The sequence below is a fragment of the Beijerinckia sp. 28-YEA-48 genome (assembly GCF_900104955.1).
GTDB lineage: Bacteria > Pseudomonadota > Alphaproteobacteria > Rhizobiales > Beijerinckiaceae > Terripilifer.
The window spans coordinates 2,276,036-2,289,426 of sequence record NZ_FNSI01000001.1; the positions used below are offsets into that span (position 1 = coordinate 2,276,036).

8 protein-coding genes are annotated in these 13,391 nt (G+C 60.9%); 3 read left to right on the plus strand and 5 right to left on the minus strand.

The genetic code is table 11. From position 1 onward, the window contains the following. Positions 1 to 163: 163 nt before the first annotated feature. Positions 164 to 1,894: a pilus assembly protein TadG-related protein gene (locus tag BLW50_RS10770; RefSeq protein ID WP_090701587.1), complete on the minus strand. Its 1,731-nt coding sequence runs from the start codon at positions 1,892 to 1,894 to the stop codon at positions 164 to 166. A gap of 426 nt (positions 1,895 to 2,320) precedes the next feature. Here BLW50_RS10770 and BLW50_RS10775 point away from each other — a divergent pair, with 426 nt between their 5' ends. The 3 genes from BLW50_RS10775 to BLW50_RS10785 all read left to right on the plus strand — a co-directional run bounded on the left by BLW50_RS10775 (position 2,321) and on the right by BLW50_RS10785 (position 5,793). Beyond that, the gene (locus BLW50_RS10775) at positions 2,321 to 3,295 is read left to right on the plus strand and encodes a Bug family tripartite tricarboxylate transporter substrate binding protein (RefSeq protein WP_170850101.1); all 975 of its coding nucleotides are present in this window, start codon (positions 2,321 to 2,323) and stop codon (positions 3,293 to 3,295) included. Between the two features lie 117 nt (positions 3,296 to 3,412). Further along, positions 3,413 to 4,879 (plus strand): amidohydrolase family protein, encoded by a 1,467-nt coding sequence (locus BLW50_RS10780; RefSeq protein WP_090701594.1) that lies wholly within the window; start codon positions 3,413 to 3,415, stop codon positions 4,877 to 4,879. Between the two features lie 83 nt (positions 4,880 to 4,962). After that, positions 4,963 to 5,793 (plus strand): protein-L-isoaspartate O-methyltransferase family protein, encoded by an 831-nt coding sequence (locus BLW50_RS10785; RefSeq protein WP_090701596.1) that lies wholly within the window; start codon positions 4,963 to 4,965, stop codon positions 5,791 to 5,793. Between the two features lie 22 nt (positions 5,794 to 5,815). Here BLW50_RS10785 and dnaE read toward each other — a convergent pair whose 3' ends face one another. The 4 genes from dnaE to proS all read right to left on the minus strand — a co-directional run bounded on the left by dnaE (position 5,816) and on the right by proS (position 13,028). Then, complete coding sequence (gene dnaE / locus BLW50_RS10790) at positions 5,816 to 9,289, minus strand: DNA polymerase III subunit alpha (protein ID WP_244544203.1); 3,474 nt, start codon at positions 9,287 to 9,289, stop codon at positions 5,816 to 5,818. 397 nt (positions 9,290 to 9,686) lie between these two features. Then, a complete protein-coding gene (locus BLW50_RS10795) occupies positions 9,687 to 10,373 on the minus strand; it encodes an ABC transporter ATP-binding protein (protein WP_244544204.1) in 687 nt (228 codons plus the stop codon). Positions 10,374 to 10,377: 4 nt separating this feature from the next. Beyond that, positions 10,378 to 11,697, minus strand: a complete 1,320-nt coding sequence (locus BLW50_RS10800; protein WP_090701604.1) for a lipoprotein-releasing ABC transporter permease subunit — start codon at positions 11,695 to 11,697, stop codon at positions 10,378 to 10,380. After that, complete coding sequence (proS, locus tag BLW50_RS10805) at positions 11,694 to 13,028, minus strand: proline--tRNA ligase (protein ID WP_090701606.1); 1,335 nt, start codon at positions 13,026 to 13,028, stop codon at positions 11,694 to 11,696. The genes BLW50_RS10800 and proS overlap by 4 nt, the downstream gene beginning before the upstream one ends. Positions 13,029 to 13,391: the final 363 nt, after the last annotated feature.

Sequence of the window (13,391 nt, forward strand, 5' to 3'; positions counted from 1 at the left end):
CCGGAGCGCCCCTTGGATCAGGAACGCGATAAATCCGCCTGTGGAATGGGGCGCTGTTACCTGACCGAGGGTAAAAACGCAAGTCGAAAGCACGGTTGGCCTGAAATTCACAGGATTTCAGGCTGCTCCTGCCCTCGGGTAAATGAATACCCCTGCCCGCCCCTCAGTTGATGAGGCGCAGGCTGCCGCTGCCGATGCCGGCCGAAATTTGCTGGAATGCGCTGACCAGGCCGGTCGAGGAATTGGTGAAGAAGGCGCGTTTGCTGTCGCCGGCGCAGTCGGTCAGCAGTTGCTTGCCCGCGTCGTCGATCGGATCCGACTTGCCCGAGAAGCCGACCGTATAGATGGTGATCCCCTGGGCCCGGGCATTGGCGCAGGCCTCGCGCGTCAATTGATCCATCGCCGTGCGAGCCACGCTATCGGAACTGATATTCTGGTTCGCCGCCGGCAGACGCGTGTTGGCGTTGCTGTAATAGCCGTAAGCCGAATAGGTCGACTTATTGACCGCATTGGCGAGCGAACTCCAGGTGTTCTCACCATCGGTCATCAGGACGATCACCTTCATATTGTTGGCGGTGCCGTAGGCGCTGCCATCGGCGAACGGCAGGTTCGGCGAAATCGTATGCCAGCCCCACACGAAGCCCTGATGGATGTTGGTCGAACCACTGGCGGATAGTCCCGAAATCTTGGTCTTCAGGCTCGCCTTGGCCGTCTGCACCCGCACCAGCGACGCCGAGGTGCAATACCGGTTCGGGCCCCTGCTGGTCGAGGTCACCGTCCCGCTTTTATATTTGCAGAGACGCGATTCCTTGGTCGTTTCGTCAGTGAGCGTCTCGCCGCTCGGGCTCGTCGTACAGCTGCCCCCGTTATCGTTGAGATAGCTGTTGTCGTAGCTGTTGGAATTGTTGATCGTGCCTGTCGTCGTTGTGGTGACGTAACGGCCCTGGCGGTAGTCGTAATACGTCGACGTGATCGGGCCGGTATATTGCGGATCCGGCTCATCGGGCGCCAGCATCGGAACGAAATAGCTGTCAGGCGTGCTCGAGGCCGGCGCGCCGTCAGCGACGCTATAGGGATAGGCGCGCGCTTCGACGCAGCCGGTCCAATCCCACGCCGAACGCGTTGCCTTAAGCTTGGTGAACAGACCGAAGCGGCTTGTCGCGACGGATGAATCGCGTGCGAATGCCGGGCTGCGGAATGTTTCATCGGTCGCGCCGGTCAGATCGAACCATGCCGAGCCCGAATAGCTAGCCCCGACATTGACGGCCGCAGCGAATGGCACCACCGACATTTTCATGCCGACCTTGAGTGGGCTCGTATCGAACATGTAATCGACGAAGGCATTGGCGGCGGACTGCATGGCCGAAAGCTTGCTCACGCCATCGCTTGTCGAATTGCTCATCGAGCCCGTCGTATCAAGCACAAGAGCGACTTCAACAGTGCCGACACCATTGACCGTGCTGCAGGCCGAGGCGTGGATGGCAAGCGAGTCAACATTGGCGATACGCATCAAGGTCGTCGGCATGGACTTACTGGCCTTGACGCAAATCGCGTTGCCGGCCGCATTGAGCGCCGGATATCCGGTATCGAGAGACACCGTCGCATCATGCGTCAGGGCCGCCAGATAGTTGGTTGCGGTGCTGGTCAAGACCGGATTCCGCATCCCGTTCGAATAGTCCTGCATCGCCTTCAAGGCCACGGCATCGACGGAGGCCTGTAGCGATGTGCGCGACGTGATCGCGCGGCCATAGTCGAGCGAAGCCGCGATGAGCAGCAAGGCGGAGGTCGAACTGACGGTGAAAATCATCGAAACGGAAGCGCGACGGTCGGCCATAAAGCCAAGCGCGCTGCCAGCCAGATGCTGCTTCAGCCGAGCGAAGAGAGACAGGTTCATAACGGGTAGTGCCCCAGCAGAGACCCGAATGCTCAACAGGCCTTCAGGTGGATCAAGTCATGGCTCGTCAACCATCAAGCGAAAATGAAGATCATCGCTCAAGTTTGAACGAAAAGACCGCATATCGTTGAAATGATGGGGGTTCAGCCGGAAAATGAGCTGGGTACGATGCAATTTTCATCCGTTGATCGGGCAGAAAACAGCGATTTCGACGCCATTTTCGCGATCTCGGAGCGGAAAAGCGATCCGCGAAACAGGATTCGCGGATTTTAACGATGAATGAGAATTCCTCCGGGTTTCTCAGAAATTTCCGGGGACAGACCAAGAAAACGCCGAAAAAATTTTCATGCGCTTCACGATCCCTTAAGATGTCAACGCGCCCGGCATGAACGAAAAATGGGCGCGAACACAAATTGGGGGGACACCATGGGAGGAAGCACGCGCTGGCGTGCGGCTGCGGCCGTCATCATTGCATTGGCTTCGATCGCCACCACGCCTGTTCACGCGCAGACCTATCCGACACGGCCGATCAAAGCCGTCGTCTCCTACACCGCCGGCAGCGGCGCCGACATTCTCGCCCGTTATTTCACCGAAGAACTGGCGCGGCTGGTCGGCCAGCCGGTGATCGTCGAGAACCGCCCCGGTGCGGGCGGCAATATCGGCGGCAATGCCGTGGCCAAGGCGCCGCCCGATGGCTACACCATGTTCGTCACGCCCTCGGCGCCCGTCACCGGCAATTTCGTGCTCTATAAGGAGATGCCTTACCGGTTCGAGGATTTCGCGCCGGTGACGAGCCTGGTCAACGTGCCCTTCACCATTGTCGTTAAAGGCGACAGCCCAGTGAAAAACATGGCGGATCTGACCACCTTGATCCGATCGAAACAGGGCAAGGCCACTTACGGCGCGCCGACCACATCGTCGATCGCCATCACCGGCATGTATCTCGACGAGATTCAAGCCACCGGCACCCCGGTTCCTTATAAGGCTGCTCAGGAGGCCCTGCGCGACGTCGAAACCGGCAATGTCGATTTCCTGATCCTCGATCTTACGGGCGCGCTCGGCGCCCTGAACCGCGGCAGCGTGCGCGCCGTCGCCATGCTCGGCGACGAGCGCTTTCCGACCTTCCCCAACGTGCCGACCTCGCGCGAACAGGGGTTGAAGAACGTCAATTGGATCGCCGAGTTCTATGCGCTCATGCCGGCGGGCACGCCGCCCGACCATGTGGCGAAAATCGAAGGCCTGCTGAACGACATCCTCAAGCGGGATGAAACACGCGCCTTTCTGCTGAAGGCCGGCGGTATGCCCTACCCCGGCACGAGCCAGATTCTGCACGAGCGCATGCTGGTCACGATCGAGAAGTGGAAACGGGCGGCGATGATTGGAAAGATTCCGCAGCTGTAGGTTTCGCCGCCTACACCGCATTTCTAGGTGTCATATGCGTCGCCCGATGTCGCGAATGTGGCGAGAAATTTGCTTTTAAACCGCCACGAATGCCCCTCACCGGAAGGAGACCGCCCTATGCTCAATCGCCGCTCATTCTCCAAGCTCCTCGGCGCAACATCCTTGGCCAGTTGCGCCTGCGCTTTACCCAGCGGCTTCATCGCGGAAGCTGTCGCGCAGACGCCGGCAGCTCCTGTCAGTCGCGGTTCCTATCTGATCAAAAACGGCGCCGTCATCACCGTCGATCCCAAACTCGGCGTGCTGCCGCGCGCCGATGTGCTCGTGCGCAATGGCGTGATCGAAGCGGTCGGCGAGAACTTGAGCGGCACTGACGTCGAGACGATCAACGCCGAAGACATGATCGTCATGCCGGGCTTCATCGACACCCACTATCACATGTGGAGCGCGCTCGGCCGCAACTATCTCGCCGACGGCGGCTTTGAATATTTCCCGGCGAAGAACGCGACATCAGCGCTCTATACGCCCGATGATTTCTACAACAGCATCATGCTGGCGATGGCCGAACTCGCCAACAATGGCGTCACCACCGTGCACAATTGGGCGCATAACGTGCGCTCCCCGGCCCATGCCGATGCTGAACTGCGCGCCCACAAGGACTCGTTGCTGCGCGCCCGCTACGCCTATGGCCATATCGACATGCTGGCGCGCGACAAGCCGCTCGATTTCACCGATATCGACCGTGTCCAGAAAGACTATTTCTCCTCCGGGACCGCGTTCGACGGGCTGGTGCATTTCGGCGTCAATCTGCGCGCCATCGGCCAGGCGACGGAAGCCACCTTCCACGAAGACGTCGGCCGCGCGATGCAACGGAAGCTGAAGATCGCTGTCCATGCGGGCCAGGCGCCGCCCAATAATTTCGATGCCGTCGACTATGAGAAGCGCGGCTATCTGGGACCGAACTTCCTCGTCTGCCACTATCTGCCGGGCTCGGACGAGGATTATGCCGCCATGGTGCGCGCCGGCTCTCCCCTCAGCTTCGCCACCCATTCCGAACATCGTCTTGGCCTGGCCGGCGATGCCCGTGAAGCCTTCATGCGCATGCGCAAGGCCGGCCTGTCGATCTCGCTGTCATGCGACGCCAGTTCGATCACCCCGCCGAACATGCTGGAGATCATGCGTTTCACTTGGAACATGGCGATCCCCTGGCGCGGCACGAAGTCGGAGAAAGACAGCTTCCTCGGTTTCAAGGAAGTCATCGAAATGGGCACAATCAACGGCGCCAAGGCGCTTGGCCTCGGCAAGGTCACGGGATCGCTGACGCCGGGCAAGCGCGCCGACATCATTCTGATCAACACCAATGACGTGAACACCGCGCCCTTAGCCAATATCGAGGCAACCGTCGTGATGTCGGCGACGCCAGCCAATGTCGACACGGTCATCGTCGACGGTAAGATCGTCAAGCGCGGCGGCAAGCTTGTCGCCTATGACGTGCCGCGCATCGTGCGGGCGGCCAAGGAATCGTCCCTGCGCATTCGTAAAAGCGCCGGCGGGCGGCTGACGCCACCGGCCTGCTGTGGCGGCTAGCAGTCCTTGTGAGCAGCAGGCGTTTTACAGCCGCCTGCTTTTTTGCTTTGCTCGACGGAGCCGGCGATCATGGGAGTTCCCGTATGGTCAGCACCGTCGCTTTGCGAAGATATTATGCCAGCCTTGTCACGGCAGGGCTCGACGGCCGTCTGACCGAAGCCTTTGCAAAGGTTCCGCGCGAACGCTTCGTCGGCCCTGGACCATGGTACGTTTCCACTGGCACGGGTTACGTCAAGACGCCTTCCGATGACTTATGCTTCCTTTATACCAATGCCGTGCTGGCCCTGCGCGCCGATCGCACCATAAACAACGGTGAACCACGCCTGCATGGTCGCTGCCTAGCGGCCCTGGAGGTCGTAGCTGGGGAACGTATTGCTCATATCGGCGCTGGAACTGGGTACTATACCGCCATCCTCGCCGAGCTCACAGGACCGACGGGATCGGTCGCGGCCTTTGAAATCGATCCTGAACTTGCAAACCGAGCGGCCATCAATCTGGCCGGCTTTCCTCATGTCACGATATATGCCCAATCGGGCACAGAACCCTTGAGCGCGAAATTCGACGTCATCTATGTCAACGCCGGCGCGACGCGGCCGTTGGATGCGTGGCTCGACGCGCTAGATGTCGGCGGGCGGCTTCTCTTTCCCCTCACGCCCGACAGACCGATCAACGGCATGATGCTCCTCGTAACGCGTCGCGCCGACAACACTTTCGACGCGCGCTTCGCGGTCGGGCCCGTCGTCTTCATCGACTGTGAAGGTGCCCGCACGGACTGGGAAGCCGAGCAACTCCATCATGCCTTCGTGCGGGGCAATGCACATCAAGTCCGTTCGCTTCAACGCGGAAGCATGCCTGGTGACACAAGCTGGTGCGCGGGCGACGGTTGGTGGCTATCCACCCGCGCCAACATTTAAAGCCTGTGCGGCAGGAATATTTCTAAATATGCTCGACCGCGACAATGCCGGGGATGGCCTTGATGGCCCCGGCGATCTGCGGCGAGACGTGAAAGCGGCCCGGCAATTTGACTTCCACCTCACTGCGGTCGCGTTCCAGCATCAGCACGAAGGAGACTTCGCCCTCGCCCTTCGTGCCGAGGCGCTGCGCCACGGAGGCGAGCGGTGAATCATCGCGCATGAAGATGCGTAGGCCCTTCTGCACCTTGCTGGCCGCCCGATCGAGCGCCTCGACCGTGGCGATGCGGGCGCGCACATCCTCGCCTTCGAGCGAGGCTTGCACGGCCACCATCACCACCGAGCCTTTTTCCAGCAGGTCGCGATATTGATTGAGCCCTTCCTGGAACAGGATCGCCTCATATTGCCCTGAGGGATCGGACAGGGTGACGATGCCCATTTTCGATCCGGACTTGGTGCGCCGCTCCTGGCGATCGAGAACGGTGGCGGCGAGGCGACCGGCCGAGGCGCCACGCTTCACCGAGCGGGCGAAGTCGACCCAGCGCTGCACTTGCAGGCGCCCCAGCACCTGCTGGTAATCGTCGAGCGGATGGCCCGACAGGAAGAAGCCGATGGCATCGAATTCGCGCCGCAGCCGCTCCGACGGCGACCAGGGCTGCGCCTTCGGCACGATGAATGACGCAGCGCTATCGCCAAACAGCGCCGACTGGCCGGCCAGCGCCTCGGCCTGGGTGCGGTTGGCCTGGGCTAGAACGGTGTCGATCGCCGCGATGGCGCGCGCCCGCTCCTTTTCGAACACGTCGAAGGCGCCGGCAGCGGCCAGGTTTTCCAGAACCTTGCGGTTGATGGCGCGCGGATCGATGCGATTGGCGAAATCGCCGAAGTCGCGGAACGGCTTGTCGCCGCGCGCGGTCACGATCGCCTGCGCCTGGCCCTCGCCGACACCCTTCACGGCCGAGAGCGCGTAGCGGATGTGCAATTCGCCATTTGCATCGCGGCGCACGGCGAAATCGGATTCCGATTCATTGATGGAAGGCGGCTCGACCTTGATGCCGAGGCGCTGCGCCTCGTTGCGGAATTCCGCCAGCTTGTCGGTGTTGGCCTTATCGAGCGTCATCGACGCCGCCAGGAACTCGACCGGGTGGTTGGCCTTGAACCAGCCTGTCTGATAGGCGATCAGCGCATAGGCGGCGGCATGGCTCTTGTTGAAGCCGTAGTCGGCGAACTTGGCCAAGAGATCGAAAATCTCGTTGGCCTTCACCTTCGAAATCTCGCGCTCGACCGCACCGCGGACGAAACGATCGCGCTGCGCGTCCATTTCGGCCTTGATCTTCTTACCCATGGCGCGACGCAGCATATCAGCTTCGCCGAGCGAATAGCCCGACAGGAGCTGGGCGATCTGCATCACCTGTTCCTGATAGATGATGACGCCGAACGTCTCCTTCAGGATCGGCTCGATCTTGGGATGGATATAGTCCGCTTCCTGCTCGCCCAACTTCACGGCGCAATAGGTCGGGATGTTCGCCATCGGACCTGGGCGATACAGCGCGACAAGCGCGATGATGTCTTCCAGCCGGTCGGCGTGCATTTCCGTCAACGCCTTGCGCATGCCGGCGCTTTCCACCTGGAACACGCCGACCGTCTCGCCCCGGCCCAGCATCTCGTAGGTTTTCTTGTCGTCGAGCGGCAGCTTGTCGATCTCGATCTCGACATCGCGCTGGCGCAAAAGCTCGACGGTGATCGCCAAGGTCGTCAGCGTCTTCAGGCCGAGAAAGTCGAATTTGACGAGCCCCGCCGGCTCGACCCATTTCATGTTGAACTGGGTGGCGGGCATGTCCGACTTCGGATCGCGATAGAGCGGCACCAGCTCGACCAGCGGCCGGTCGCCGATGACGATACCGGCGGCGTGGGTCGAGGCGTTGGAATAAAGCCCTTCGAGCTTGCGGGCGATGTCGAGCATGGTGGCGACACGCTCGTCCTCCTTCATCGCCTCCTGCAGGCGCGGCTCGGATTCGATCGCCTGTTTCAGGCTGACAGGCGCGGCCGGATTTTGCGGCACCAGTTTGGCCAGTTTATCGACTTGCCCCAGCGGCATTTCGAGCACACGGCCAACGTTGCGCATGACGCCGCGCGCCAGGAACGAGCCGAAGGTAATGATCTGCGCCACGCGATCGACGCCATAGCGCTGGCGCACATAGCGGATCACCTCGTCGCGGCGATACTGGCAGAAGTCGATGTCGAAGTCCGGCATCGAGACGCGTTCTGGATTGAGGAAGCGCTCGAACAGCAGGCCGAACCGCATCGGATCGAGATCGGTGATGGTCAGCGACCAGGCGACCAGGGAGCCTGCGCCCGAACCACGGCCGGGACCGACCGGAATACCCTGCGCCTTCGCCCATTTGATGAAGTCGGCCACGATGAGGAAGTAGCCGGGAAACTTCATCTTGATGATGACGCTGAGCTCGAACTCGAGCCGTTCCTGATAGTCGCTCTCGCCAAAGCCATCGGCCATGCCGTGCACGGCGAGCCGGCGCGCCAAGCCTTCACGCGCCTGGCGTTGCAATTCCTCGACCTCGTCGCGCTGTTCGCCGGTCTCGGTGGTGAAGCGCGGCAGAATGGGCCCGCGTGTCGTCGGCCGATAGTTACAGCGGAGCGCAATCTCGACCGAATGAGCCAGCGCTTCGGGCACATCCGCGAACACGCCGCGCATTTCGGCGCGCGTTTTGAAGCGATGATCGGCGGTGAGTTGGCGCCGGCCCGTCTGGCCTGTGGTCGTGCCGTCGGCGATGCACAGCAACGCGTCATGGGCCTCGTGATCAGACAGCGCGGCGAAATAAGGTTCGTTGGTCGCGATGAGCGGCAGCGAGCGCCGATAGGCGAAATCAAGCAGCACCGGCTCGATCCGCTTCTCCAGCGGTGTGCCGTGGCGCTGCAATTCAACATAAAACCGGCCGGCGAAAATCCGCTCCAGTTCGGCCAAGCGCTGGCCGGCGTGTTCAGCACGACCATCGCCGATGAGACTGTCGATGGCGCCGGTGGGGCCGCCACTCAACGCGATCAGGCCCTGGGCCTGGGCCGCGAGCTTTTCGATCTGCACATGCGGCAGATCGCCAGCGGAGGGATCGATCCAAGCCGCCGAGACGATGCGCATCAGATTGGCATAGCCCTCGGCATCCTGGGCGAGCACGACGACGGCGCCACGGCCTGCGCGGGGATCGTCAGCACGACTCCCGAGGTTGCGACCATCGCCGAAATCGACGGTGAGATGACAGCCGATGATCGGCTGGATGCCTTCCTTGTAGAGTTTCTCGGAAAACTCGAGCGCCCCGAACAGATTGTTCGTATCGGTGATCGCCAGCGCCGGCATGGAATCGGCCTTGGCGAAATCGATCAATTTCGGGATCGTCAGCGCGCCTTCGCGCAAGGAAAAAGAGGTGTGCACGTGCAGGTGCACAAAACCCACTTTATCGACGATCCGCTGCATGTTCTCAGGCTGCATATTCGACGGCAATCCAGATATTTCGCGACTCACATCCCCCTTCTGGGAGACCGCGCGCATGATCAAGGAAGCCCGCGGCCGCGTCGAGCAGGAAGGGGACGTCCCTCCCGCCATCAACAGCGGCGTTTGCACTCACACGAGCGGCGCCCCGGCGCGGGTCAGAAGCAGGATCAAGGCGACGAAGGCGCCGAGGGCTGCAAGCTCGAATGTGTCGTTCAGAAAGGTGCGCATGACAATGTCCTTTTCCCGTTTCGATCACTGTAAGTTCATTATTTGTTCTCATTCTTGTAAATGCAACCCGTGAAATACGCCGGGACTGTTTCAGGGAAATTTATGGTTAATCAATACTTAAGCCGGCTGCTGGCTGAAACCGGCTGCGAGGCGCGGCCAGACAGGCCTATTCCAGCTCGACGAGCAGCCCGTCACGCAAGGTGACGCGACGGTCCATGCGGCTCGCCAGTTCCATATTGTGGGTGGCGACCAGGGCCGCGAGACCCGACGCGCGAACGATCTCGGTGAGAGCACCGAACACCAGATCGGCGGTGCGCGGATCGAGATTGCCGGTGGGTTCGTCGGCAAGCAGGATACGCGGCGTATTGGCGACGGCGCGCGCGATGGCAACGCGCTGCTGCTCACCGCCCGACAATGTTCCTGGCCGATGCTCCAGACGCTTACCAAGACCGAGGAAGGTGAGAATCTCAGTGGCGCGGCTGCGCGCTTCGGCCCGATCAAGACCGCGGATCATCTGCGGCAGCATGACGTTCTCAAGCGCCGAGAACTCCGGCAGCAGATGATGGAACTGATAGACGAAGCCAATCTCGACCCGGCGCAACGCCGTGCGCTCGGCATCGCCCATATGGGCTGTCGGCAGACCACCGACATAGATCTCGCCGGCATCGGGATGTTCGAGCAGACCCGCCAGATGCAACAGCGTCGATTTGCCGGCGCCCGACGGCGCGATCAGCGCCACCGACTGGCCGGGCCAGAGACCCAGATCCGCGCCACGCAGAATATCCAGGGTTCCCTCCCCCTGGACGTAGCGGCGTTCAACCTTGTGTAATTGCAGGGCGGGCGCAACGGTCACGGCATCACTCGTAGCGCAGCGCTTCAACAGGGTCCGTCTTGGCAGCGCTCCAAGACGGCAGGATCGTCGCCAGCAAAGACAGGCTGAGCGACAAGGTGACGATGGTGATCACGTCCGACGGCACGACGACCGAGGGCAGACGGCTTAAGAAATAATAGGTCGGGTCGAACAGGTTGAGGTTGAACACAGCGTTCAGTCCTGTGCGGATCGACTCGAGATTATGCGCCACCAAAAGGCCAAGCAGGAAACCGGCCAATGTGCCGACAATGCCGATGGCCGAGCCGGTGATGAAGAATATCCTCAGAATGGCCCCGCGCGTGGCGCCCATGGTGCGCAGGATGGCGATCGCCCTGCCCTTGTCCTTCACCAGCATGGTGAGGCCCGAGATAATGTTGAGCGCCGCGACGATGACGATGAGCGTGAGGATGAAGAACATCACGGTGCGCTCGACCTTCAACGCCTCGAAGAAGGAGCGATTGCGCTGGCGCCAGTCGGTCATGATCATCGGCCGGCCGATGACCGCATCGAGCTTGGTGCGGATGTTGTCCATGTCGTCGGGATTATCGACGAAGACCTCGATCACCGTCGCCTCGTCCTCGCGGTTGAAGAACTCCTGCGACTCGGCAAACGGCATATAGACGAAAATGCCATCGAACTCGGACACCCCGATCTGGAAAATCGCAACGACGGGATAGGATTTGATGCGTGGGGCAACGCCAAAGGGTGTCTGCGCGCCACGGGCAGTGAGAATGGACACCTTATCGCCGACGCGCACGCTCAGATTCTCAGCCAGTTTCTGACCGATGGCGACGCCTTCCGAGGTGTCGAAATTGTCCAATGTGCCGAGCTTCACATTGCCGGCAATGCCCGGCAATTGCTTGATGTCCCTCTCGCGGATGCCACGCACCAACGCGCCTGACTGCTGATAGGGCGAAGAAACACCAGCGGCGCTTTCCACCATCGGCAGCGCCACTTTAACGCCAGGCACTTTCGTGATCCGGCCGATCACCTCATCATAGTCGGTGAGCGGCGTGTCGGCGCCCTGCATGAAGATATGGCCATTGATGCCAATGATCTTGCTCATCAGCTCGATATGGAAGCCGTTCATCACCGACATGACGACGATGAGCGTGGCGACGCCCAGCGTGATGCCGAGGAAGGAAAATCCGGCGATGACCGAAACGAACCCGTTGGCCCGGCGCGAGCGCAGATAGCGCATGGCCAGCATCCATTCGAACGCGGAGAAAGGCCGCGTGCCGGATGCCGGCGCCTGCTTGTTGGGCGCCTGACTATTGCTTGCCGGGGCTGCAACGGGTGCATTCATGCAGAGAACCGCGCGCTGAGCTTGTTGAAGGCCTCATCAGGCGACAAGGTCTCGCGGACGCCACTGCGCCGCTCCTTGATCTCGACCTTGCCTTCGGCCAAGCCCTTGGGGCCGACGATGAGCTGATAGGGCAGACCGATCAGATCGAAGGTGGCGAATTTCGCGCCCGGCCGCTCGTCCCGGTCATCATAGAGCGTGTCGACACCAGCCTTGGTCAGCCGCTCGTAGAGATCCGCACAGGCGGCATCGACCGCCTTGTCGCCGACCTTCAGATTGGCGAGGCCGACATGGAACGGCGCGACGGCATCCGGCCAGATCATGCCGGCGTCATCATGGTTGGCCTCGATGATCGCGGCGGCGAGCCGCGACGGGCCGATGCCATAGGAGCCGCCGTGCACGGCGACTTCCTTGCCATCGGGACCGTTCACCACGGCGCGCATGGCCTGCGAATATTTGGTGCCGAAATAGAAGATATGGCCGACTTCAATGCCGCGCGCCGAGACCTTCGCGGCTTCGGGAAGCGCGTCGAAGGCGGCGGCGTCATGCATTTCCGACGTCGCCGCATAGAGCGAGCGCCACTTGTCGACGACGCCCTGAATGCCAGCCTTGTCGTCGAAATCGATATTGGCCGGCGGCGGCTCGAAGGACAGATAATCCTTGTGGCAGAACACTTCGCTCTCGCCGGTCGAGGCCAGGATGATGAATTCGTGGCTGAGGTCGCCACCGATCGGGCCGGTGTCGGCCACCATGGGGATGGCGGTGAGGCCCATGCGCGCGAAGGTGCGCAGATAAGCAACGAACATCCTGTTGTAGGAATGCCGGGCGTTCTCCGCATCGATGTCGAAGGAATAAGCGTCCTTCATCAGGAATTCACGCGACCGCATCACGCCAAAGCGCGGCCGCACTTCGTCGCGGAACTTCCACTGAATGTGGTAGAGATTGAGCGGCAGATCCTTGTAGGAGCGGACATAGGCGCGGAAGATCTCGGTGATCATTTCCTCGTTGGTCGGCCCGAAGAGCATTTCGCGCTCCTGCCGATCCTTGATGCGCAGCATCTCCTTGCCGTAGTCGTCATAGCGGCCGGACTCGCGCCACAGCTCCGCCGACTGGATCGTCGGCATCAGCAATTCGATGGCGCCGGCGCGGTTCTGCTCTTCACGGATGATGTCCTGGATCTTGTTGAGGACCCGCAAACCGATCGGCAGCCAGGCATAAATACCGGCCTGTTCCTGCCGGATCATGCCGGCGCGCAGCATCAAGCGATGCGAAACGATTTCCGCTTCCTTGGGTGTTTCACGCAGGATCGGCAGAAAATATCGGGACAGACGCATTCGGCATTCCAGTTGTGGCGTTGCGTGGACCTGAAAGGTAGGGACGAATCGTAGAGAAATCCGCAGTCAGTTCAGGCTCTGTTACCAATCGCACTGCGGAAAAAATTACAAGCGTGGCAGCGTTTGTTCAGGCGGTTCGTTGGGCAAATTCGGGGATCACTGTCGACGTGGGCGAGCTGAACGGTCCGACACTGGCGGAATGTTGGCGAATTCCGAGAAAATTATCCCGATTTAATGTGGGGCGTCCGGCCCGCGAAATTGGAAAAATCATTGTATACCATTATAATCAGCAGGTTATCGCAAATTTTGGGAACAATAATCGGCTCAAAAAAATCGATAGGTTGCTACTGAATTCACGTGACA